This window comes from Bacillus sp. JJ664, from assembly GCF_036962205.1.
Classification (GTDB): domain Bacteria; phylum Bacillota; class Bacilli; order Bacillales; family Bacillaceae_G; genus Gottfriedia.
On the sequence record NZ_JBALMS010000080.1, the window covers coordinates 657 to 23,134 of the forward strand.

At 34.3% G+C, this 22,478-nt stretch carries 21 protein-coding genes and 16 tRNA genes; 4 read left to right on the plus strand and 33 right to left on the minus strand.

From position 1 onward, the window contains the following. Nucleotides 1-1,383, plus strand: a 1,383-nt coding sequence (locus V7056_RS13775; RefSeq protein WP_499702826.1) for a DUF4179 domain-containing protein, incomplete at its 5' end; no start/stop codon positions are given. Between the two features lie 53 nt (nt 1,384-1,436). On the opposite strand, the gene V7056_RS13780 is transcribed toward V7056_RS13775, so the two are convergent. From V7056_RS13780 to V7056_RS13800, 5 genes are all read right to left on the minus strand, one after another. Beyond that, nucleotides 1,437-2,138: a polysaccharide deacetylase family protein gene (locus V7056_RS13780; protein ID WP_499702828.1), complete on the minus strand. Its 702-nt coding sequence runs from the start codon at nt 2,136-2,138 to the stop codon at nt 1,437-1,439. A 105-nt stretch (nt 2,139-2,243) separates the two neighbouring features. Next, complete coding sequence (locus V7056_RS13785; RefSeq protein ID WP_499702829.1) at nt 2,244-3,095, minus strand: alpha/beta fold hydrolase; 852 nt, start codon at nt 3,093-3,095, stop codon at nt 2,244-2,246. Nucleotides 3,096-3,232: 137 nt separating this feature from the next. Beyond that, a complete protein-coding gene (bioB, locus tag V7056_RS13790) occupies nt 3,233-4,228 on the minus strand; it encodes a biotin synthase BioB (RefSeq protein WP_499702831.1) in 996 nt (331 codons plus the stop codon). After that, nucleotides 4,215-4,964 carry a dethiobiotin synthase gene (gene bioD / locus V7056_RS13795; RefSeq protein ID WP_499702833.1) on the minus strand — a complete coding sequence of 250 codons (750 nt, stop codon included), beginning with the start codon at nt 4,962-4,964 and terminating at the stop codon, nt 4,215-4,217. Before bioD ends, bioB begins: the two co-directional genes overlap by 14 nt. Then, nucleotides 4,942-5,514 (minus strand): biotin transporter BioY, encoded by a 573-nt coding sequence (locus tag V7056_RS13800; protein WP_499702835.1) that lies wholly within the window; start codon nt 5,512-5,514, stop codon nt 4,942-4,944. The genes bioD and V7056_RS13800 overlap by 23 nt, the downstream gene beginning before the upstream one ends. Nucleotides 5,515-5,635: 121 nt before the next feature. On the opposite strand from V7056_RS13800, the gene bioA reads away from it, so the two are divergent. Further along, nucleotides 5,636-6,997 (plus strand): adenosylmethionine--8-amino-7-oxononanoate transaminase, encoded by a 1,362-nt coding sequence (gene bioA, locus V7056_RS13805; protein WP_499702836.1) that lies wholly within the window; start codon nt 5,636-5,638, stop codon nt 6,995-6,997. A gap of 76 nt (nt 6,998-7,073) precedes the next feature. On the opposite strand, the gene V7056_RS13810 is transcribed toward bioA, so the two are convergent. Both V7056_RS13810 and V7056_RS13815 read right to left on the minus strand, forming a co-directional pair. Further along, nucleotides 7,074-7,715 (minus strand): YczE/YyaS/YitT family protein, encoded by a 642-nt coding sequence (locus V7056_RS13810; RefSeq protein ID WP_499702838.1) that lies wholly within the window; start codon nt 7,713-7,715, stop codon nt 7,074-7,076. 18 nt (nt 7,716-7,733) lie between these two features. Further along, the gene (locus V7056_RS13815) at nt 7,734-8,174 is read right to left on the minus strand and encodes a GNAT family N-acetyltransferase (RefSeq protein WP_499702840.1); all 441 of its coding nucleotides are present in this window, start codon (nt 8,172-8,174) and stop codon (nt 7,734-7,736) included. A gap of 120 nt (nt 8,175-8,294) precedes the next feature. Here V7056_RS13815 and V7056_RS13820 point away from each other — a divergent pair, with 120 nt between their 5' ends. Further along, a complete protein-coding gene (locus tag V7056_RS13820; protein ID WP_499702842.1) occupies nt 8,295-8,747 on the plus strand; it encodes a MarR family winged helix-turn-helix transcriptional regulator in 453 nt (150 codons plus the stop codon). A 129-nt stretch (nt 8,748-8,876) separates the two neighbouring features. On the opposite strand, the gene V7056_RS13825 is transcribed toward V7056_RS13820, so the two are convergent. The 4 genes from V7056_RS13825 to V7056_RS13840 form a co-directional block, all read right to left on the minus strand. Next, nucleotides 8,877-9,263 (minus strand): FixH family protein, encoded by a 387-nt coding sequence (locus V7056_RS13825; protein ID WP_499702844.1) that lies wholly within the window; start codon nt 9,261-9,263, stop codon nt 8,877-8,879. Between the two features lie 110 nt (nt 9,264-9,373). Beyond that, entirely contained in the window at nt 9,374-10,762 is a 1,389-nt protein-coding gene (locus tag V7056_RS13830; RefSeq protein ID WP_499702846.1) for a PepSY-associated TM helix domain-containing protein, read from the minus strand. Between the two features lie 251 nt (nt 10,763-11,013). Continuing rightward, the gene (locus V7056_RS13835; protein WP_499702847.1) at nt 11,014-11,235 is read right to left on the minus strand and encodes a hypothetical protein; all 222 of its coding nucleotides are present in this window, start codon (nt 11,233-11,235) and stop codon (nt 11,014-11,016) included. 215 nt (nt 11,236-11,450) lie between these two features. Then, nucleotides 11,451-11,999, minus strand: a complete 549-nt coding sequence (locus V7056_RS13840) for an NADPH-dependent FMN reductase (RefSeq protein ID WP_499702849.1) — start codon at nt 11,997-11,999, stop codon at nt 11,451-11,453. A 119-nt stretch (nt 12,000-12,118) separates the two neighbouring features. Between V7056_RS13840 and V7056_RS13845 the strand changes: the two genes are divergently transcribed. Next, the gene (locus tag V7056_RS13845) at nt 12,119-12,472 is read left to right on the plus strand and encodes a winged helix-turn-helix transcriptional regulator (protein WP_499702851.1); all 354 of its coding nucleotides are present in this window, start codon (nt 12,119-12,121) and stop codon (nt 12,470-12,472) included. 424 nt (nt 12,473-12,896) lie between these two features. Here V7056_RS13845 and yhbH read toward each other — a convergent pair whose 3' ends face one another. From yhbH to V7056_RS13955, 22 genes are all read right to left on the minus strand, one after another. Further along, nucleotides 12,897-14,084, minus strand: a complete 1,188-nt coding sequence (gene yhbH, locus V7056_RS13850) for a sporulation protein YhbH (protein WP_192600798.1) — start codon at nt 14,082-14,084, stop codon at nt 12,897-12,899. Nucleotides 14,085-14,362: 278 nt separating this feature from the next. Continuing rightward, the gene (locus V7056_RS13855; protein WP_499702854.1) at nt 14,363-15,265 is read right to left on the minus strand and encodes an aldo/keto reductase; all 903 of its coding nucleotides are present in this window, start codon (nt 15,263-15,265) and stop codon (nt 14,363-14,365) included. Nucleotides 15,266-15,367: 102 nt separating this feature from the next. Continuing rightward, the gene (locus V7056_RS13860) at nt 15,368-17,263 is read right to left on the minus strand and encodes a PrkA family serine protein kinase (protein WP_499702856.1); all 1,896 of its coding nucleotides are present in this window, start codon (nt 17,261-17,263) and stop codon (nt 15,368-15,370) included. Nucleotides 17,264-17,682: 419 nt separating this feature from the next. Continuing rightward, a complete protein-coding gene (trmL, locus tag V7056_RS13865; RefSeq protein WP_499702858.1) occupies nt 17,683-18,177 on the minus strand; it encodes a tRNA (uridine(34)/cytosine(34)/5-carboxymethylaminomethyluridine(34)-2'-O)-methyltransferase TrmL in 495 nt (164 codons plus the stop codon). 62 nt (nt 18,178-18,239) lie between these two features. Beyond that, the gene (locus V7056_RS13870; protein WP_499702860.1) at nt 18,240-19,157 is read right to left on the minus strand and encodes an amidase domain-containing protein; all 918 of its coding nucleotides are present in this window, start codon (nt 19,155-19,157) and stop codon (nt 18,240-18,242) included. A gap of 77 nt (nt 19,158-19,234) precedes the next feature. Then, entirely contained in the window at nt 19,235-20,359 is a 1,125-nt protein-coding gene (gene queG, locus V7056_RS13875; RefSeq protein ID WP_499702861.1) for a tRNA epoxyqueuosine(34) reductase QueG, read from the minus strand. 532 nt (nt 20,360-20,891) lie between these two features. After that, nucleotides 20,892-20,974, minus strand: a tRNA-Leu gene (locus V7056_RS13880). A gap of 93 nt (nt 20,975-21,067) precedes the next feature. Continuing rightward, nucleotides 21,068-21,151, minus strand: a tRNA-Leu gene (locus V7056_RS13885). Between the two features lie 16 nt (nt 21,152-21,167). Then, a tRNA-Cys gene (locus V7056_RS13890) sits at nt 21,168-21,238 on the minus strand. A gap of 6 nt (nt 21,239-21,244) precedes the next feature. Then, nucleotides 21,245-21,319 (minus strand) — tRNA-Gly (locus V7056_RS13895). Nucleotides 21,320-21,322: 3 nt separating this feature from the next. Next, a tRNA-Gln gene (locus V7056_RS13900) sits at nt 21,323-21,397 on the minus strand. A gap of 75 nt (nt 21,398-21,472) precedes the next feature. Continuing rightward, a tRNA-His gene (locus V7056_RS13905) sits at nt 21,473-21,548 on the minus strand. Nucleotides 21,549-21,562: 14 nt separating this feature from the next. Continuing rightward, nucleotides 21,563-21,636: transfer RNA gene (locus V7056_RS13910), tRNA-Trp, on the minus strand. 9 nt (nt 21,637-21,645) lie between these two features. Continuing rightward, a tRNA-Tyr gene (locus V7056_RS13915) sits at nt 21,646-21,730 on the minus strand. 10 nt (nt 21,731-21,740) lie between these two features. Next, nucleotides 21,741-21,813: transfer RNA gene (locus V7056_RS13920), tRNA-Thr, on the minus strand. A gap of 28 nt (nt 21,814-21,841) precedes the next feature. After that, a tRNA-Phe gene (locus tag V7056_RS13925) sits at nt 21,842-21,917 on the minus strand. Nucleotides 21,918-21,925: 8 nt separating this feature from the next. Further along, nucleotides 21,926-22,001: transfer RNA gene (locus V7056_RS13930), tRNA-Asp, on the minus strand. A gap of 4 nt (nt 22,002-22,005) precedes the next feature. Continuing rightward, nucleotides 22,006-22,082: transfer RNA gene (locus V7056_RS13935), tRNA-Met, on the minus strand. A 30-nt stretch (nt 22,083-22,112) separates the two neighbouring features. Continuing rightward, nucleotides 22,113-22,188 (minus strand) — tRNA-Val (locus tag V7056_RS13940). A gap of 12 nt (nt 22,189-22,200) precedes the next feature. Next, nucleotides 22,201-22,275 (minus strand) — tRNA-Glu (locus V7056_RS13945). Between the two features lie 27 nt (nt 22,276-22,302). Continuing rightward, a tRNA-Ser gene (locus V7056_RS13950) sits at nt 22,303-22,394 on the minus strand. Between the two features lie 4 nt (nt 22,395-22,398). Then, nucleotides 22,399-22,473: transfer RNA gene (locus V7056_RS13955), tRNA-Asn, on the minus strand. Between the last annotated feature and the right edge of the window lie 5 nt (nt 22,474-22,478).

A 22,478-nucleotide genomic window follows, 5' to 3' on the forward strand; every position in this document is an offset into this window, starting at 1 on the left:
AGAATTATGAACAAAGAATGGTTTAATGAACAATTAGCTGATATAGATGTACCAAAAGAAGAAGTATTTACTGCAATACATAGAGGAATTGCTTTAGGAAAAGATGAGATTAAAAAAACAAAGAAAAAATTTCAACCAAAGAAAATGGCATATATTGCAACAATAGCTGCTTCACTTTTATTTGTGTCGGGGTTTGTTTTTCAACCAGTCACAGCCGTTTTAGCAAGTGTTCCAATCATAGGTTCTATCTATGAAAATTTCCATTCTGAAGTCGGGAAAAAACTAGAATCCAATGGAATGGTTGGTAAACTGAATGAAAAGGCAAGTGATCATGGTATTGATGTAACGGTGACCAGTGCGTATTATGATGGAAATAATATTGGTATTACTTTTAAAGCTGATGGAAAAGGAATATCGGAGAATCTGACTAGTACTGGACCAGAAGCAGGTTATTCAATCCAACAATTTAATGGTGCAAAACAAAAGCAGTGGTCTAGTACAAGAGAGCCACTGCTGAAAAAAGGTGAAGAATACATTGGGGCAATGACATTAGAATATCCACTTAAAACCCTACCTTCGAAAATTAACTTACCGTTAACTTTTACATACATGGGAGGAAAAAAAGGTAATTGGAGTTTTCACGTTCCCGTCCAACAAATACTTGCTGAAGAAATTACATCGAATGCTAAAACTTCATCACAAGATGGTGCTTATTCTTTAAAAATGCAGTCCGTCATCAAAGGAAAAGCAACTACGATTATGAATTATCAAACGAAAGTAATTGATGAAAGTGATACGTTATCTATTAGAGTTTATGATGATCATGGAGAAAAACTTAATCTAGAACATGTTGATCAAGAGCGCGCTACATTTAAAAGTGAAATAAATAAAAAAGCTAATTATTTAATGATTTATCCTGAGTTCTCGAGATCCGAAGATGAGACAATACAATCTATTGGTGTACTACCTCGTAAAATAGTCAGCAAGCGATTTGGATATATCATGAACATTGAAAAGGTACAGAAAAAGAGTCAGCTTTTTATTGTCGATTATACACTTAAAAATATCAATACATCAGATGTAAGAAAAGACATCCTACAAAACTTTGTGGATCAGATTAAACTAGTCAAATCTAAAGATACAAATGGACTAACTGGCCAGGCTCTATTTGAAAATTTAAAAGCAGATTCCATACTTTATGCTAAAAAAGCTAGTGTTGTAGATGAAGAAACGTTACATTATCAATCTACCTTTCCTATTGAGGGAGTTAAAGGATTTAATGAAAATGATTATTCACTAATGGTTCCATTTGGCATTCTGGGTTTGAATTCTCATTCTGTAAAACTGGATCCAATAAAAGTCGGTTTGAAAAACGAAAAGTAAGGTTATAAAAAAACCACCTAATTTTTAGGTGGTTTTTACATTCAAAGGATAGTTTATTCCATTTTCTGAAGTTCTTCTACAGTCACAAACTGATACCCTTCTTTTGTTAATGACTGCAAGATTTCTTCAATTGTTTTCAATTCATTTCCGGTTTTATCATACATTGGATGAAGTAAAATGATTGACCCTGGTTTTATATTCTTTTTAACATACTTTACTTTGTCAGATGCAGAACTATAGTAAGTATCAGGCTCAATATTCCAAGTAATTGTCTCTTTTTGTACTTTGTTTAAATAATATGGCAATCCAATCATTTTTTTGCCGTTTGGCGGTCTAAAATCTATTTCACCTTTATATCCAACATCCCTAATTAATTCATCTGTCTTCTCAATTTCTTCTTTTATAAAGGATGGTGATTTTAATACCATTCGGTCATGTGAATATGTATGGTTTCCTACTTGATGACCAGCACTGACTATTTTTTTGGCTTCTTCAGGATTTTTTTCTATTTCATTACCAATTAAGAAAAATGTAGCCTTTACATTATACTGTTCTAACAATGGAAGAATTTCATCAACATTTTTAGTTGGACCATCATCGAATGTTAGAGCGACCACCTTTTGATTTGTTTCCACAGAATCAGTTAGTCCACCAAATAATTGAAATGATCTTGAATTCATTAATTTATACAATCCAAATAAAATTAGAAAGATTAATAGTATTCCTATTAAAAGTTTACTTAATTTTTTCTTCATAAATATACCTTACCTTTAAAAAGTTTGATTACTAATCATTGTATCATATATAAAAATTTTGAAGAATTTAAATAGAAAACCCTATATAGGTTGCCTTGTTTTCTTTTATAATTGCATAAAGTTTTCTATCATTGAAATCTGTTCATTTGTATTTAATGCCGGTGCGTGACCTAATTTTGGAATCGTCACTAATTGGCAATTTGGTTTTTGCTCCATTTTCAACGCAACATCTAATGGTAAAACGTCAGATATTCCCCCTCTAATCAGTAATGCTTTAGACTGAACTTTTTCCCAATACGCCCACAGGTTTAAGTCTTCTTCATGCTGAAATTGTAAAGCAATGTTTGGATCATAATCTGGACTAAAACCACCCGTATCACTTCTTCTACATGAATGTTTAGTAAAGTGATTCCATTCATCTTCATTATATAGACCAAATGAAGCATAAATCATTTTATAATAATTCATCAGTTCACTAAACGTATTGAAAACTGGAGGAGCTCCAACATAACGAATAATTCGTTTTATGCCTTCAATATCCTTAGGACTATTTTCGGATGCACCTGCACCAATATCATTTAATACTAGATGGCTAATGCGGTTTTGATGAGTCGAAGTTCCCGCAATTCGAATACCAATTGCTCCTCCCATAGAAGTTCCAAGCCAACGTACCTGTTCAATTTCAAGATGATCTAGTAATGCGATAGCAAGATTACTATAGTGCTCAAAGCAATAATCATACTCAGGATTTGTACTCCATTGGCTCAATCCTCTTCCAATGGTATCCGGGCAAATGACACGATAGTTTTTGGCTAAATTGCTCGCTATGATATCAAAATCACGTCCGTTTCTAGTTAAGCCATGCCAACATACGACTGTAGGCTTTTGTGAATCCCCCCATTCAGTGAAATGCACTTCCAATCCATTAATCGTTATAAATCTAGATTGATATGCCATAAACTTCACCCTTTCTTCAGCTTCTACTGTTATGAAGATATTCTTTTTATTTCAAAATATCCCTGTCTACCAATCTTGAGAAAATAAAAAAAAGCTGCATATCAATTAGCAGCTTTACTATGTAGCTTCTATTCAATTTAAAGACAAAGCTCTTCTTGTTTTTGAACCAATTCTATTTCAAAGCCTAGGTCCTCCAACATTTTATGGTCACTATTTGTTTCCTGACCTTCTGTCGTTAAATAGTCACCTATGAAAATACTATTTGCAGCGTACAGTCCTAATGGTTGTAAACTACGAAGATTTACTTCTCGACCGCCAGAAATTCTTATTTCCTTTGTTGGGTTCATATATCTAAAAAGTGCTAACACTTTTAAACAATAGCGCGGATTTAACTCATTCACACCTTCAAGCTTTGTTCCTTTGATCGCATGTAAGAAGTTAACTGGAATTGAATCTGCATCTAATTCACGCAAAGATCTCGCTAAGGATATAACATCCTCCTTCGTTTCCTTCATACCAATGATTGCACCAGAACAAGGAGAAATACCAGACTTCTTAATTTTTTCAACTGTATCAATACGATCCTGATACGTATGAGTGGACGTTATGTAATCATGGTGCTCCTTGGAAGTATTTAAATTATGATTATATCGATCTACACCAGCTTCTTTTAAATCACTTGCTTGTTCGTCTTTTATGATCCCTAAACAAGCACACACTTTTAATCCGTACATCTCCTTTATTTCTTTTACAGCCTCAGTAACTGTATGAACATCACGATTCGTTGGCCCTCTACCACTTGCTACAATACAATAAGTTCCAGCTTTTAACTCAAAAGCTCGCTTTGCACCTTCTAGAATTTCTTCTTTAGATAAAAAAGGATATTTTTCAATCGGAGCGCTAGAAATAGACGACTGTGAACAATAGCCACAATCCTCTGGACAATAGCCACTTTTCGCATTAATGATCATATTCAGTTTCACTTTTTTTCCATAATAATGTTTTCGTATTGTAAATGCACCTTGTAATAGTAGAAGAATCTCATCGTCGTCACATGTTATGATTTGCATTGCTTCTTTATCGGTGAGTTCTTTCCCTAAAATTACTTCCTGCGCTAAATTAGTCCAATTCATCAAATCCCTCACTTAATATCAATTTTTCAGTCATGATCATATTTTGAAACTGGAGATTACTGAATTTCGTAAAATCCTCTGGCTGTTTGTATTCAGGTATTAAACCAATTACATCAAGACCCGTCATTTTTTTCATCATCATTACATTATCTTTTTCCATTACATTTAATCTCGAAGGTACTTTGTTTATGATTAAACCTTTGATCTCAATTTGATGAGATTTTAAGTATTCGGTTGTTAGTAATGTATGATTTAATGTACCTAGCTTTAACGTTGTAACAATGATGACAGGTAGTTTTAATTTTTTCATTAAATCGATTGTGTCAAAGTCCTCTTTTAAAGGAACTGCTACTCCACCAGCACCTTCCACAAATACAACATCATGTTGTTCTTCTAGTTCTTTATAACGTTCAACTATAACCTCTTCATGAATCTCCACATTTTCTAGTTTACTAGCCAAATGTGGAGATACAGGCGTTTCAAGTGTATACATATTGTAATAAGAATAATCCTCTTTAAGGTCTAAATATTCCTTATAAAATGCAACATCTTCCCCTACTAATCTATTATTCTTTTTCACTACTCCACTTTGAATCGGTTTATAAGGAATCGCGTCAACGCTTAACTGCTGCATGGCTGCAACTAAATGCGATGTAACGAATGTTTTACCAATATTCGTATCTGTTCCGGTAATAAAATATCCTTTTCCCATATCATGCAGCCAACTTCTTTTCATTACTTCTAACTTTAGAAAAATGGCCATATAATCGTTTCGCCAAAATACTTCCAATGAAAGCTAAGCAAATATCCTGGCCAACACTATAAACAAATCCCATCATCATAACTGCTTTAAAAGAAGTCGGACTGTCCAGCCATGTGTTTAATGAAATATAAACATAAAGAATTCCAAAGCTATAAACAATCAGTAAACCGACTAAATTAGCAAACATAAAGTGTTTGAGATCTGGCTGTTTTATTTTTTCAATGATCAATCCAATCACATATGCAGCAGCAATGAATCCGACCAAATAGCCGAAAGTTGGTTTTAAAATATATTCTGGACCTCCCCCAGAAGCAAAAACTGGTATTCCGATTAAACCCATTCCAACATACAATGACTGGCTAATGAATCCTCGTTTACTCCCCAACAGACACCCAGCTAAAAACACAAATAATACTTGAAGAGTGAAAGGAATGACTGGTAAAGGAATTTTTATAAATGCTCCAATTGATGTTAATGATGCAAATAAAGATATGACTGTTAAAGATAAAGTTTTGTTCTGCATAACATCCTCCCTATTAATCTTTCGAATTGACAAACTAATAAAATTAAATTACCATGCTAATAAAATATATGTCAACCTATTTTGTTGTTTAGGTTAACATATATACTTAGGAGGTTAACATATGGAGAAAGAGCTTTACCAAGAACTATCAATGAAAAATAAACAATATGTATGGCACCCATTTACTCAAATGCAAGATTACATAAACGAGGAACCGCTTATCATATCACATGGTAAAGATAGAAAATTATTTGATGTATTGGGTAATGAATATTACGATGGTGTATCATCAATCTGGTTAAACGTTCACGGACATAATATTAAAGAATTAAACGAAGCAATTAATGAGCAATTAAACAAGGTTGCACATTCAACATTATTAGGGATGGCCAATATTCCTGCTATTCTTTTAGCAGAAAGACTAGTCAATATTGCGCCCGATGGTTTAGAAAAAGTATTTTATTCAGACTCAGGTGCAACAGCCGTTGAGATTGCTATTAAAATGGCCTATCAATATTGGAGAAATATTGGAAGAAAAGAAAAAAACATATTTGTCACAATGAAGGAAGCTTATCATGGAGATACAATTGGAGCCGTTTCAGTAGGAGCAATTGATTTATTTCATCAAGCCTATAGTGATTTACTATTTCCTAGTATTAAACTCTCCTATCCACATCTTTATCGTTCAAAGTATGAAGGAACACTTGAGGAAGTAACAAAAGCTTATTTAAATGAAGTTGAAAGTCTATTTATCGAAAAAGCGGATACAATCGCTGCATTGATCATTGAGCCAATTGTTCAAGGTGCAAGTGGGATTATTGTGATGCCACCAGGTTATTTAAAAGGATTAGATGCATTATGTAAAAAATATGAGGTATTATTAATTGCTGATGAAGTAGCAACAGGTTTTGGACGAACGGGGAAAATGTTTGCTTGTGAACTTGAAGGAATTACACCAGATATTTTGACTTGTGGGAAAGGATTAACAGGAGGATATCTTCCTGTTTCCGCAACTTTAACGACGAATACTATTTATGAAGCATTTTTAGGAACATATGAAGAACAAAAAACTTTTTTCCACGGTCATAGTTATACAGGCAATCCACTTGGATGTGCTGTTGCATTAGCGAACTTAGACTTATTCGAAGAAAATCAATTAATAAACCATGTTGAAGAAATAAGTGTCTTTATTGAAGAGTCATCAAGAAAATTTTATGACTTACAGCATGTTGGGGACATTCGTCAAAGCGGAGTCATGATTGGAATTGAACTTGTCCTCTCTAAAGAGACGAAGGAGCCGTTTCATTGGAATGATCGAATTGGTGTTCGAGTTACAAAAAGAGCAAAAGAATTAGGTTTGTTAACTCGTCCACTTGGAAACGTAATCGTCTTTATGCCACCTCTAGCTTCAACAAAACCTGAATTAGAGGAAATGCTAAATATATTATATAATGCAATTTATGATTGTACTGAAAAACAATGAAATTTACATAACAGCCCCCCTCTAATACAGGAGGGGGTTCTTTCTGTCTTTATTCTTGCTTTGATAAAGATCCAAACTAAACAGAATGACTATTTTCCACATGATTAGATTTTTTCATTAAGAATTTGTTTACATGTCTCTCCATAGTAGGCATACATATGTTTAAAATTGGACCGCCTAAACAAACTGTTAATACAGTACCAACACCAATTGGTCCTTTAAAAATGAATGCTAATAGCAAAAAGAGAACATAAATGATCGTTTTAGAAATCACATAATTAACTTTAAGTATTTCTCGAATAATTAACATCGTTTGGTCTACAGGAATCGGTGCAAAATTTGTAAGAAGATATATTGCACTACCCATTCCGGTGACAACTAAACCTATTCCAAAGCAGATCAATTTACTAATAAAAATGTCTGGCTGAATGACATGCTCCAGTAAAAATAGCCATAAATCAATACTTATGCCCGTAATAAGTGCTGTAGCTAAACCCAAATACTCTGGTCTATTTCGTTTTAAAATTGAATTACAAAAGATCAAGATCAGAGCAATGATGATCTCCCATGTTCCAACCGTAAAACCCACAGTCTTAGATAATCCGACTAACAGTGCATCAAAAGGAGATGTACCTAAATTTGATAAAATTGTTAAAGCAACTCCTAACGTTAAAATGATGATTCCTAACCCATATAATAAATATCTCGTTTTATTCACCTTCCCATTACGTAGTCCTTATTTTGAAACTAACTCTTTTTTCATCAAAATATGAGGAATTCCATCTTCCATAAATACGTCTGATGCAGTTTGATAACCCAGCTTCTCATAAAACCCTTCAGCATGTGTTTGACCATGCAATTTCACTTTGGTGATGCCTTTTTCTTCCGCAATTGCTTCTAACGCTTTGATGATGACTTTTCCAAGGCCAAATTTTCGATAAGGCTCTAAAATACAAATTCTTTCCAATTTACCTAAACCATCTATCCATCTTATTCGTCCTGCTCCAACTGGCTTGCCATCATAATAAGCTAAAATATGCTCTGCTAATCCATCTAGTGAATCAAATTGGTCAAATTCATCCGCTAAAGGCACACCTTGTTCCTCTACAAAAACGCTTTTTCTGATTTCAAAAGCCACATTCAAGTCGTGGTTCTCAGTTATTTTCATTGCATTCACGTTTCATCATTCCTTTTCTAGATTTATTTCAATAAGTGAGTCATAATATAAATATCTTTACTAAACAGTATAATCCCATTTTTGTTGCAAATACAACAAAAAATATAAGGAGTTTTATCAATGAAGGAAATACTTCGTGAAATAGGAATGATCGCTAGAGCATTAGACTCTATTAGTAATATTGAATTTAAAGAACTTGAACTAACGAAAGGACAATATTTATATCTTGTCAGAATATGTGAACATCCAGGAATCATTCAAGAAAAATTAGCCGAAATGATAAAAGTTGACCGAACAACTGCAGCCCGTGCCATTCAAAAACTTGAACTGCAAGGGTTAATCGAGAAAAAAAATGATGGCATGAATAAAAAGAACAAAGGATTATTTCCAACAGATAAAGGTGAACAAATCTATCCATTTCTAAGAAGAGAAGGCGACCATTCAAATCAAGTTGCATTATCCGGACTTTCTACAGACGAAATTGAGACAGTTTTTAACCTTCTTCAAAAAATTAGAAGAAACGTTGAAGTCGACTGGAACCATGTAAAAAAAGGGAACAAAAGAGAATATTAATTAAAAAACAGAAAAACCCTGAAATTGGTTTTTCTGTTTTTTGTTCAAAGACATTAATTGATATGAGTTTGATAGAAAAGGTTAGTAAAATTAGAAAAAACATCTATTTCCAAGATGTTTTTTTATCTATTACTTTATGAATGACCCGCTAACTTTACGAGTATGTTCACCTTTATTTAAGACAATTATTTTACTCCAAGACCCATCCATTGGTAATTTAATTTTGCCTTTATAAACTCCCTTGGAGGTTTTTTTAAGTTTTCCTTCAGCTTTATGGTTCATACTTTTCATTGTCAGTATAACCTCTACGGAATCAACATTCACTAATTCGTTTTTAGGATCTGTTAAAGACACTTGATAAGTATGCTCGGCATTTATTGAAGTTGGTTCATCTAAGAGTGCAACGTTAATACTATCTAAGTATTTATTTGAAACAGCTTCTTTTGATTTTCCACATCCAGACAAAATCATCACAATCAATAACGGAAGTATAATATATTTTTTACCTATTCTCATTTTGCACCTCTCGTATATGAAATTTTTCCTTTTCTACTAGCAAAAAATTGCTAAGTATTCGTTACTACGAAAACTTAGCAATCTATTATTCTATTACTGAAATGGTTTGTTTATTCTAATCCTGGTCGACGTACTTTTTGTTTTATGAATTTAACAATAAACTCAATTAAACCAATTAAGAAGATAGATATACCTACCATAGGCATTAAAAGTCCACAAATTACAGAAATGAATAAAACACCTACATAAAATTTATTACCCTCAGCTGCTTTTGGTATACCTATTTTGCCTTTTGGTCTACGTTTCCACCACATCGTAATTCCACTTAAAACAATGAGGATTAGCGATAAGCAAGCAATTAAATCAATAATTAAATTTGCTACACCAAAATATCGACCTTCATGTAAGGCGATACCTGTTTCAACCGTTTGATCAAACAGACTGTAATCTTTCCATCGATAGTCAAGTAAGACCTTCCCGCTATATTGATCTATATCCATTGTTACATAATTTTTTACACTGCCCGCTGCAAAGCCGTACGAAGAAATTAAATATACACCTGTATTTCCTTCTGGCATATTGATTGTATAGCCAGGATAAATATTCGTCTCCTCGGCAATCTTTATTACATTTTCAATCGGTAACATTCCTTTATTGCTATAAACTGATTCTGGAACTGGAATATTCTCAGCTGCCCAAGGCGTTTTTGCAACTTCTTTTGTCACTTTAGTCGATTGAATACTACCATCCCATAAATGCTCAGGTGCATTCGATAAGTCAGCTTTTGCAACAAATGTATTTAAACGCTCTCCGAATGAGCTAGCCCAAGGTAAGCCTGATAAAACTAGCATTAATAAAATAATAGTCATCCAAAATCCAGTACTGGCATGTAGATCTCGCCAAAATACACGAGAACCTTTACCTATTCGAATTCGTATCACATCAAGAAATGTTTGCTTATTACGAGGAAAATATAAATATAATCCAGTTGCTAACAAGATAATGGCCCAAGATGCTGATAACTCAACAAGATGATCCCCGATTTGTCCAACCATTACCTCTCCATGTAGTTTGACAATAATCTCCATCAACCGTTTATCATTTTGCAGTTCTCCTAATACTTTTCCTGTATACGGATTCACGAAAACAGTGTAAGTAACATCGCCTTTTGCAATTCCAACTTCTGTTGCACGTTCAGGATCTTTCACATTTGTAAATGTTGTAATCGCGTCATCAGGATATTTATCTCTTACGGCTTTTAATTGTAAACTTGGCGTTAATTCTTTTGAGCCTTTTTCAACATAGTGTAAATTAGGGTCCAACATTGGTTCTACATAAGGTTTGAATAAGTATATCGAACCTGTAATTGCTAACAGAATCAATATTGGTGCAAAGATCATCCCCCCATAAAAATGCCATCTCCAAATTGTCTTATACAATGACATTTTCTTAGATACCACTTGCTCTGGCTGTGATTCCAAATTTGTATTTACTTCCATTTCATTTACCTCTCAGGTTAGTTTCATTTACCTGAGACAGTATAATATATAATTGTGATGTCTTAATGAAGTTTTAAGAAAAAGATTTTTTAATGTAAAACAAACATATTTTGTTCCAGTTTAATAGTCTTTCTCTTGTATAAATGCTGGAATGGATCAATAAAACCATTCCATTTAATTTCATTTCTTCTATCAAACATCAAAAAAAGACCGCTAAAGCGATCTTTTAAATACAACTGACTATTATGAGTTTATTCTATCTCAATGATGACAATCTTCCCTATCCGGCAATACAGTAAAAGATTTTGCTGAATTTCTTCATTTCGATATGTATAACACGTAAGATCTGTGAATTCACGGTGGGAAATGTCGTGGGTAGTATTGATTAATTTATATGTATTTCCTCTAAACTTGATCTTTCGTTCTATTGAAGGTTGCTCTGCCATGATTTGTTCTATTGTTCGAAAATCCATCTAGTTCACTCCTTTGTGTTCAATTTAAGTATTTGCCTGGAATGTTTATGTTAGACGTAAATTTGCTTTATTTAATCATAAGTAAATCAATTAAGGGTCAGTCCTTTATTAAAAATAAAAGTCTATTTATCTAATTTTATCATTTAAAAGAGAATATATTTTATTCATAAAAAAAAGGGGATATGTTAAATATCCCTCTTTCCATAAAAATTTATTTATCGTAATGTTTTTAATGCGCCGCTCCAAGCGACAACTTGGTCAAGCATATCATTAACATTTTTATTATGTAACTCAGCAGGTTTGAAGGTCGAAAAGTTTTCAAAATCTGTAAATAAAGAAAGTGTTGGATGAACCCTTACATCGGCTACTTGTAATTCTCCTAATATACCGCGTAAATGCTCCGCTGCACGAGCACCACCAGTTGAACCATAGCTTACAATACCAGCTGCTTTATTAGCCCATTCATTACGTGCAAAATCAACCGCATTTTTTAATGCACCACTAATGCTGTGGTTATATTCTTGAACAACAAATACAAAACCATCTAAGCTTGATAGTTTTTCAGACCAAGCTTTAATTCCTGGCTCTGTTCCATCAGTTGTACCTAAAAACGGTAGTTCAAAATCAGCGATATCAACAATTTCGTAATTCGCATCACCACGTTGTTTTGCAATACCTTCTACCCATTCACCGACTTGTGGGCTTACTCGCCCTTGTCTTGTACTCCCTAAAATAATTCCAATTGATAGTTTTGCACTTGTCATTTTACTTCCTCCTTGTTTTAAATTTGTTACTACTGTTATAATAATCCCTAAGAAATCACATTAGAAGTAGACACTTAATTGTGACCTAGTATACAAAATGATACCTAGGAGGAATGTTAATGGCTGAAGAATGTAATGGATCAGTTGAAACGGCTCTTGATATTTTAGTAGGAAAATGGAAGCCCGTAATTCTTTTTCATATCTTTCAACACGAAACATTACGGTTTAGTGAATTGCAACGTTTAGTTCCTGAAATAACGAAAAAAATGCTGACATCACAACTAAGAGAATTAGAGTATCATGATATTGTTCATCGAAAAGTTTATGCGCAAATCCCTCCTAAAGTTGAATATTCAATCACTGAATATGGAAAAGGTATTACACCTATGTTGGAGTCATTAAATAGTTGGGGAAATTTACATTTAGCACATTTAAGAGAGCTTTACGGGGAAGAGGCCGTAAAGAACAAATAAACAGAACCATTTCATAAATATAGTTCTAAATCCAAACACGCATTAATTTTTTACAATCTCGATCTTTACATATAAATAATCATTTAAAAACTTATTAAACTTCTACTTAGTAAAACATTAGATTAGAGATTAATAAGGTTAAAGAGCACTTCCTGTTATCAAGAAAGGCTCTTTTTCTTTTGTATAAATTTTATAACTAGTTATGTATTATTAAATGCATTTTCACTGAATTGGGTAAGTGTTGATTGTGGCGTCATTTAAGCTGGTCTTACTACATAAAACGACTAAAAAAGTAGACCCGGTCATACTTTTTAATATTGTTAATTTGTGAAGTTGCCATATTCAAAAGATAAAAAACAGAAAAACCCTGCCTAGGGTTTTTCTGTTTTTCAAATTCTACTGATTTCCGCTCCTAATTCTATCTCTATTTCGCTGCTTTCTCTTGCTCCTGCTTAAAAAAGCTCTTCATAGAATGGAACACATCTGATTTCTGTTTTAAGATATAATGGCGGAATTTCTCATCATTTATGTTTTTATATGCGGACATTAGAGTAGAGTGACGGTTGTATTGGTTTACTTCCCCGTAACCAAACATATTACTTACTTTCATTAGTTCCTGCACAAGTTTAACACATCGTGCATTGTCAGAAGTTAAGTTATCACCATCTGAGAAGTGGAATGGATAAATATTGTAGCGTTCAGGTGAGTATTTATAATCGATTACTTCGAGTGCTTTTCGGTATGCAGATGAACAAATTGTTCCTCCGCTTTCACCTTTCGTGAAAAATTCTTCTTCAGTAACAACTTTTGCTTCTGTATGATGTGCAATAAATTCAATATCTACTGACTCATATTTTGTTCTTAAAAACCTTGTCATCCAAAAGAAGAAACTTCGAGCCATATATTTTTCCCATAGGCCCATACTGCCGCTCGTATCCATCATTGCCAGCACAACTGCTTTTGATTCAGGTTTTCTAATTTCATTCCATGTACGGAATTTTAAGTCTTCTGGTGATATTGGATGAAATGCAGGTGTACCTCTCATTGCATTTCGCTTGAATGCAGACATCATTGTCCGTTTCTTATCAATATTCCCCATTAACCCAGTTTTTCGGATATCATTAAATTCGATATTTTCAACGGTATTTAGGTCTTGTTCTTTTCGTTTTAAATCTGGTAATTCTAACTGACTAAATAGAGCTTCCTCTAATTCCATTAGTGAAACCTCTGCTTCGTAATAATCTTCTCCTGATTCTTTTCCTGCCCCTTGCCCTTTTCCAGCTCCTTTTTGAGGCTGACCACTTTGGGAGCCATCTCTTGCGACTACATCTCCAATTTTACTGTCGCCAGTTCCTTGACCTACATGTTTATTCTTATCATAGTTATAACGAATCTTGTACTCATCTAATGAACGAATAGGGATTTTTACTACATCTCTACCGTTGGACATGATGATACTTTCTTCTGTAATTAAATCAGCTAAGTTCTTTTTTATCGCCTCTTGTACCTTCTCTTGGTGGCGTTGTTGATCGTCATGTCCTTTACGATGGAGGGTCCAGTCTTCCTGTGAAATGGTAAAATTATGCTTTTGTTCTATATTTTCATTACTCATTTTCTTTCCCTCCCTTACTCTCGTTGTATTTATTTATAAAAATAAAAAAAATCGTCACACAGTAATACACCTATGCATACACTAATTCGGTAGGTGGATTTCTACCCTTTTTTATGGATTACTCTATCATATGCAAGACGGCGCAATTATTGACAATCTTTATTTTATTTTTTGCACCCATTTTTTCAGAAAATAGGACAAGTCTTTGAAATACAGTATATTAATATAAAAAAAGAAGTGGGATCCTTCTTTTAGCAAAAGGATATCCACTTCTTTTTTTATGGTAAATTATGTCCCATTCCGGCCACATAGATTCGTAACCATTGTTCAGATGTCATACTTAATTTTGAAGATTCTACAGCTGTTTTTACTCTTTCAATTTTTCCAGAGCCTACTATTGGCATCATGTTTGAAGGATGAACTAATAACCATGCATACATAACTTCATCTATTGAATTTGCACCGATCTCAGCACCAATTTCTTCTAGCATTGAACGTACTCTAACAGCAGCTTCGGATTGACTTGTAAAAATCTGGCCCCCAGCAAGAGGCGACCAAATCATTGGAGCGACTCCTTTTTCTAAAAGTAAATCTACAGTTCCCTTTTCAAAATGCTCCAATTGCATTGGCGATACTTCAATTTGATTTGTTACTAATGGCATATCTAAATGCTTCTGTAGCATATTGAACTGTGAAGGTAGGAAGTTTGATACACCAAAATGACGAACCTTTCCTTCTTTTTGAAGTTGATTAAATGCTTCAGCAACTTCTTTCGGATTCATGAAAGGATTTGGCCTATGTATTAATAGTAAATCGATATAATCTGTTTGTAGATTTTTTAATGAGTTATTTACACTCATTAAGATGTGTTCCTTACTAGTATCATAATGATTCATTTTAAGATCCGGAAACTTAGAAGATTTTAGTTTAATGCCACACTTCGTAACAATTTGGATTTTTTCACGAAGCTCAGGTTTAAGTGCTAAAGCGTTCCCAAAAATCTCTTCGCAAGTATAACCACCATATATATCTGCGTGGTCAAATGTTGTAATATCTAATTCAATACATTCTTCTATGAATGATATTAATTGCTCTGATGACATATTCCATTCTGATAAGCGCCATAAACCATGGATTATTTGTGAAAACTCAAGATTTTCTGCTAAACGAATTCTTTTCATTATTAGTAGCACCCTTCTTTTTTCATTTAACCTTATTATAAAAATATAAATTTACAAATGCAAAAGAAAACGGCTATCAAATTAGATAGCCGCTTTAAGAATTTATCGATTTAGTAATGAACCTACATAGCGTAATAATTCATTTGCAGATGTTGAATTATATCCATATTCATCAATAAGTCGACTTACTACATCATTTATTTTCTTCAATTGACGCTCATCAGGCGTTTTTGTGGACGTCGTGATTTTAACAACATCCTTCAAATCCGAAAAAAGTTTCTTTTGGATTGCTTCTTTTAATCGTTCATGTGAATTATAATCAAATCGTTTTCCTTTACGTGCATAGGCAGAAATACGGATTAATATTTCTTCACGGAAGGCTTTTTTAGCATTTTCAGAAATACCAATTTGCTCTTCAATTGATCTCATTAATTTCTCATCTGGATTCATTTCTTCACCAGTTAACGGATCACGTAATTTGTTTTTATTGCAATATGCTTCTACATTATCTAAATAATTATCCATAAGCGTTTTTGCTGATTCTTCATATGAATAAACAAATGCTTTTTGAACTTCTTGTTTAGCAATATCGTCATACTCTTTTCTTGCAATCGAAATAAAGTTCATATAACGTTCACGATCTTCATTCGAAATAGATGGATGCTGGTCTAAACCATCTTTTAAAGAACGCAATACATCTAAGGCATTAATAGAAGGTATTTCTTTTCGGATAATTGTAGAAGAAATTCGGTTAATCACATAACGTGGATCAATTCCGTGCATTCCTTCATCCAAATATTCTTTTTTCAACTCTTCTAAATCAACTGTATTATATCCTTCTACCATTTCACCATCATATAATCGCATTTTTTTCACTAGATCAATATCCCCTCGTTTAGCTTCCTTTAATCTAGTCAAAATCGTAAACATCGCAGCTACTCGTAAAGTATGAGGTGCGATATGAACATTACTTACATCACTCTCAGAAATCATTTTTTGATAAATTCTTTCTTCTTCACTCACCCTTAAATTATAAGGAATCGGCATAACGATAATCCTAGAGTGCAACGCTTCATTTTTCTTATTATTAATAAATGATCTGTACTCAGTTTCATTTGTGTGAGCAATAATTAATTCATCCGCAGAAATCAATGCAAAACGCCCTGCCTTAAAGTTTCCTTCTTGTGTCAGGGATAATAAGTGCCATAGGAACTTTTCATCACATTTTAACATCTCTTGGAATTCCATCATTCCACGGTTAGCTTTGTTTAATTCCCCGTCAAATCGATAAGCACGAGGATCTGATTCTGAACCAAACTGTGCAATTGTTGAAAAGTCTATACTTCCTGTTAAATCCGCTATATCTTGAGATTTAGGATCAGATGGACTAAATGTACCGATTCCTACTCGTCGATCTTCTGATAAGAAGATCCGTTCGACGATTACATCTTCAATTCTTCCTCCAAACTCCTGTTCAAGCCTCATTAAATTTAATGGAGATAGATTTCCTTCAATGCGTACCCCATATTCATTGAAAAAATCATCTCTTAAGTGATTTGGAATTAGATGTAATGGATCTTCGTGCATTGGGCAACCTTTAATAGCAAAAATAGAACCTTTTTCTGTTCGTGAATAAGATTCTAAACCTCTCTTTAACATTGTTACTAGCGTTGATTTACCACCACTAACAGGACCCATTAACAATAAGATACGTTTCTTTACATCTAATCTTTTCGCAGCTGGATGGAAATATTCTTCGACTAGTCTCTCTAATGCTTCCTCTAATCCATAAAGGTTGTTACTGAAGAAGCTATACGTTTTCTTTCCGTTTACTTCTTCAATTCCTGCATCTTTAATCATATTATAAATTCTTGAATGTGCAGTTTGGGCAACCCATGGCTCCTCTTTTAACATTTCAAGATACTCAGCAAAAGTGCCTTCCCATTTCAATCGTTGTTCCATATCACGATGCTGCTCAAGTTTCTTTAATATATCCATGGACAAGTACCTCCTTTTTCTCATCTGTAAGAGAGATTATTAAAAGATATGCGAGTATGTCCGTACTCATGCTATATCTTAAGAGGGAAAATATTTTTTAATCGAGACTAATTTCACATAATACATAATTTTACTTTCATATTTCTATATTTTTTTTGTATAATAAGTTTAGGGAAGATGGAAATTTTCAATTGGGAGGATACATACCGATGAGATTAACACTAATTTTAGTAGTTATCGTTACATTTTTAGCTGCAATTTTTACTTCTGGCTATAATGACAGACCTGGACTAAAAAACAAATAATAAGTAGAAGATGCTTCTTTATAAGGATTTAAAAGTTATGTTACGCTAAAATCCTATATTAAAGAAGCATCTTTTTTTGCAAAAAAAAAGCACCTGAACGGTGACTTTTTGTTTTTACTGTGAGTAATCTTTTACCTTTAGCAACTCACGAAAATCTTGTTGTCGTAATGCTTCATAAATTAAAATTGCAGCTGTATTAGATAGATTTAATGAACGAATGTGATCTGTCATCGGTATTCTTAAACATGTATCCATATTTTTTTCAATTAACTCTTTTGGTAGACCAGTCGTTTCTCTACCAAATACGAAAAATATTTCATCATCTTGATTCGAATAATTAAAATTAGAATATGTTTTTTCTCCAAATTTGGTTATGAAATAAAACTTTCCATTTTCATATTTAGAAAATAATTCATCTAAAGAATCATGATAGTGAATATCCACATGCTCCCAATAATCTAGCCCGGCTCTTTTTAGCATTTTATCATCTGTTGAAAAACCCAATGGACGAATTAAATGCAAACTAGTATCTGTTCCTGCACATGTACGTGCGATATTGCCTGTATTTGCTGGAATCTGTGGTTGATATAATACAACATGTATTCCCATATTTTCACCTCTATAATTGTTTCAATGTCTTCTATTATACCAATTCAGTAATATGAATGGAATTATTCAATATTTGGTTTACTTAATCCATCTACAATATGGAAATATTTATACTTTATATGATCAGTGTAAGCTGTTGAGTCGTAATAAGACCAATAACGCTTTCTACTATTTTGAGTATGAGCATTTACTAATGGTTCCCCATTCTCGTCCTTTGCAACTACAATCGTACAGTGGTTCCATCTGCCATCGCCTTCAAAATCATATAAGATTAAATCACCTAGACTTAATTCCTTTGGATTTCCAACTTCTTCCGCTTTAATCCCCGTTTGAGATATTGGTAAGTATTTTCTTAATGCATGTGCCACTCTCCAGCTATAGCTACTCGCTGAATAATTCTTATACCACCATCCAACTGCGTTTTTAGGCATACCATTCATTTTCAAGCCACCGGCTCTTAAACATTGCGAAATAAAATTTGTACAATCATTCGCATAAAGAGGGTACTCCTTATTATGCCCATCCCACCATGTTTCAGCATATTTAACAGCATTGAATCGATTGTATACATTATTCCGGTCCATTGGTGTGTCTAGTTCATCTTCTACTATCATTTCAATTTCATCAAAATCATCTTCATATTCAATAGGAAATTCTATATCATACACCATTTCATGATGATTTAAAGCCATTTGTCTTTCTTGTTGTTCTTCTTCAAAATATAAGTCTGTTTGTTTTAAAAAATAGCGAATATGCAAAGTATAATTAACATATGTGATGTCATCATTGGTCCATATATTTTTTACTTCTACACTACCGTATGCTTTTACAAGTGAGGTATTTCGTTGATGATATAATTCAACCTTACGCTGAATTGCTAAATATTCACTTTCTTGAATGAGATGGCTTCTTGATCCATCTCCAAAGTATAATTGTAAACGCTCTTTAACATAGCGTTCTAAAAAGTCTCGATTTAACAAGAAAATCCCCCCTTCTCAACATTCGCTTATATTCTATACGATGTCGAGAAGATGGAGATTATACCTCTCATCTATTATTAGTTTAAAAGAATACGTTGAATTTCTTCTATTACTATTTCATCTTTTTCTGTTTTCAGACATTCATTTATAAAAATGGCACCATTTTCACGATCTATTTCTGAAATAGCCCAAATTGCTGTTCCCCGAATTACTGGCCTAACATCATGAACAGCAAGATCCTTTAAGTCATCTAATGCTGTATCATCCTTAAAATGAGCTAATGCGATAATAGCGTTTCGTTGAATTGGATTTTTACCTCTCCATGAACCAGACATTTGACCAAACTGTCTTTTAAATTCCCTATTACTTACTTTCAATACTGAACGTAATAATGGTTTAACCGTTTCAGGATCAGGTTCCATCTCTTCGTGGTGATTAAAATTAATGCCTTTATTCTTTGGACAAATGGTTTGACATGTATCACAGCCATAAATACGATTACCTATTTCTTTTCGAAACTCCAATGGGATCATTTCTTTTGATTGCGTTAAAAATGCAATACAGTTTTTTGCATTTAATTGCCCTGGAGCGACAATAGCGCTTGTTGGACATACATCCATACATTTTGTACATTCTCCACATTGATCTTCAATTGGTGTATCCGGCTCAAATGGTAATGAGGTTATCATCTCACCCAAATAAACATAAGAGCCATACTCTGGTGTGATAATCGAACAATTCTTAGCACTCCATCCAATCCCTGCTCGCTCAGCTACTGCTCGATCTACTAACTCACCTGTATCCACCATAGATTGAACCTTTACATTTGGATAATGTAATAAAATAAATGATTCAAGCTGCAACAATTTCTTTTTAACAACAGTGTGATAATCTTCTCCCCATGAAGCACGACAAAATATACCCCTTGTAGAACCCTTTTTACTTTTCGGGGCATCTTTCATTTTAGAGGGATAAGCTAATGCAATCGCTATGATCGAATGAGCTTCACTCATAATCTTTCTCGCATCTGTTCTACGTTCAATATCTTTTGTTTCAAAACCTGATTGATAGTTCAATTCTTGTTGTTTATATAACCGACTTTTCAAGGTTACAAAAGGATCTGCAGTAGTAAATCCAATTTTATCTATACCAATTTCCTTACTATATAATATCAATTCTTTTTGAAATTCTTTTATGTTCATCCATATCACCTTACAATCATTAGTACAAGTATATATCAACTATTCTAGTCAGAAAGTTCAAAGTTTAAAAAGTACAGATATAATGATCATATACTAGAATACATATTTTAGATTAGTTATTTATGAATCTAACCATAAAAAAACGCAATGTATCGTTCTTCTATGGAATCAATACACTGCGTTGTTATCAAGTTATAAGAAATCATCGAATGCTCATACAACTAACTATATATCTAAAAAGTAATAGGTAAATAGTATTGATTGCTGAACTATGTATATAAATTTAACATACAAATGTCAGTAACTCAAGAAAAAAATCAAATTTTGTCGAATTTTAGTCTTAGTAAATATTGGTAAAAAATTGAAAGCAAAAAGGTTAATATGGAGGTGAACTCGATCATGTTTCCATGCTTATTAAGAACAACAATCCGTATTTTTCTTAAACAAAACCTTCGTCTTATCAAGTTATACAAAATAAAACAAAAAGAAGGATCCTGCATACAGCAAAATCCTTCTTTTTGTTTTTATATGATAGCGGTGACAGGACTTGAACCTGCACGTCCGTGAAGACAATAGATTTTGAGTCTACCGTGTCTGCCATTCCACCACACCGCCAAAACGATATACAACAATTATAGTATAAGAACTACTAATTGTCCAATTATATAATCATATAAAAACCTCTTACAATTGTAAGAGGTTTTTTGATACCGAGGGCCGGACTCGAACCGGCACGGGGTCAACCCCCGCAGGATTTTAAGTCCTGTGTGTCTGCCATTCCACCACCCCGGCATGGGATAATTTAAAAAGGCGGTAACCGGATTTGAACCGATGATAAAGGTTTTGCAGACCTCTGCCTTACCACTTGGCTATACCGCCGTAAATTGGAGCGGAAGACGGGGCTCGAACCCGCGACCCCAACCTTGGCAAGGTTGTATTCTACCACTGAACTACTTCCGCATATGGCTGGGCTACCTGGATTCGAACCAGGGCATGACGGAATCAAAATCCGTTGCCTTACCGCTTGGCTATAGCCCATCAATTTATATATTATATAATGTAAGAATTACTTATATTACTCAATTGTTTCTCAATTTGTTACAATAATTTATATGGGGCGACTGATGGGAATCGAACCCACGAGTGTCGGAACCACAATCCGATGCGTTAACCACTTCGCCACAACCGCCATTATTATTTAATTGGCAGGGGCAGTAGGAATCGAACCCACACCAAAGGTTTTGGAGACCTCTATTCTACCGTTAAACTATGCCCCTATAAAAAAATGGTGGAGGGGGACGGATTCGAACCGCCGAACCCACAGGGAGCGGATTTACAGTCCGCCGCGTTTAGCCACTTCGCTACCCCTCCGGTTAAAGAGTGCCGACTAAAGGACTTGAACCCTCAACCTACTGATTACAAGTCAGTTGCTCTACCAATTGAGCTAAGTCGGCATATATATATTTATCTATTCAATTAAGATGGTGGCTCGGGACGGAATCGAACCGCCGACACGAGGATTTTCAGTCCTCTGCTCTACCGACTGAGCTACCGAGCCAACATAAATGGCGGTCCCGACCGGGATCGAACCGGCGATCTCCTGCGTGACAGGCAGGCATGTTAACCGCTACACCACGGGACCATTTTGGTTGCGGGGACAGGATTTGAACCTGCGACCTTCGGGTTATGAGCCCGACGAGCTACCAGACTGCTCCACCCCGCGATAATAAAAGTACTATTTAATTAAGTAATATGGTGGAGGATGACGGGCTCGAACCGCCGACCCCCTGCTTGTAAGGCAGGTGCTCTCCCAGCTGAGCTAATCCTCCATAATATAAAAATGGTGACCCGTACGGGATTCGAACCCGTGTTACCGCCGTGAAAGGGCGGTGTCTTAACCGCTTGACCAACGGGCCAATATATTGGAAGTCCTAATTTAAATGTGGCGGAGAGCAAGGGATTTGAACCCTTGAGACAGGGTTACCCGCCTACACGATTTCCAATCGTGCTCCTTCGGCCACTCGGACAGCTCTCCAAAATGGCTCCGCAGGTAGGATTCGAACCTACGACCACTCGGTTAACAGCCGAGTGCTCTACCACTGAGCTACTGCGGAATAAT

Bases quoted from the DNA above. Each gene is read 5' to 3' on its own strand.
- V7056_RS13780 (WP_499702828.1), bottom strand. From the start codon at position 2,138: ATGAAGAAAAAATTAAGTAAACTTTTAATAGGAATACTATTAATCTTT.
- V7056_RS13785 (WP_499702829.1), bottom strand. From the start codon at position 3,095: ATGGCATATCAATCTAGATTTATAACGATTAATGGATTGGAAGTGCAT.
- bioB (WP_499702831.1), bottom strand. From the start codon at position 4,228: ATGAATTGGACTAATTTAGCGCAGGAAGTAATTTTAGGGAAAGAACTC.
- bioD (WP_499702833.1), bottom strand. From the start codon at position 4,964: ATGAAAAGAAGTTGGCTGCATGATATGGGAAAAGGATATTTTATTACC.
- V7056_RS13800 (WP_499702835.1), bottom strand. From the start codon at position 5,514: ATGCAGAACAAAACTTTATCTTTAACAGTCATATCTTTATTTGCATCA.
- bioA (WP_499702836.1), top strand. From the start codon at position 5,636: ATGGAGAAAGAGCTTTACCAAGAACTATCAATGAAAAATAAACAATAT.
- V7056_RS13820 (WP_499702842.1), top strand. From the start codon at position 8,295: ATGAAGGAAATACTTCGTGAAATAGGAATGATCGCTAGAGCATTAGAC.
- V7056_RS13825 (WP_499702844.1), bottom strand. From the start codon at position 9,263: ATGAGAATAGGTAAAAAATATATTATACTTCCGTTATTGATTGTGATG.
- V7056_RS13830 (WP_499702846.1), bottom strand. From the start codon at position 10,762: ATGGAAGTAAATACAAATTTGGAATCACAGCCAGAGCAAGTGGTATCT.
- V7056_RS13835 (WP_499702847.1), bottom strand. From the start codon at position 11,235: ATGGATTTTCGAACAATAGAACAAATCATGGCAGAGCAACCTTCAATA.
- V7056_RS13840 (WP_499702849.1), bottom strand. From the start codon at position 11,999: ATGACAAGTGCAAAACTATCAATTGGAATTATTTTAGGGAGTACAAGA.
- V7056_RS13845 (WP_499702851.1), top strand. From the start codon at position 12,119: ATGGCTGAAGAATGTAATGGATCAGTTGAAACGGCTCTTGATATTTTA.
- yhbH (WP_192600798.1), bottom strand. From the start codon at position 14,084: ATGAGTAATGAAAATATAGAACAAAAGCATAATTTTACCATTTCACAG.
- V7056_RS13855 (WP_499702854.1), bottom strand. From the start codon at position 15,265: ATGAAAAGAATTCGTTTAGCAGAAAATCTTGAGTTTTCACAAATAATC.
- V7056_RS13860 (WP_499702856.1), bottom strand. From the start codon at position 17,263: ATGGATATATTAAAGAAACTTGAGCAGCATCGTGATATGGAACAACGA.
- trmL (WP_499702858.1), bottom strand. From the start codon at position 18,177: ATGGGAATACATGTTGTATTATATCAACCACAGATTCCAGCAAATACA.
- queG (WP_499702861.1), bottom strand. From the start codon at position 20,359: ATGAACATAAAAGAATTTCAAAAAGAATTGATATTATATAGTAAGGAA.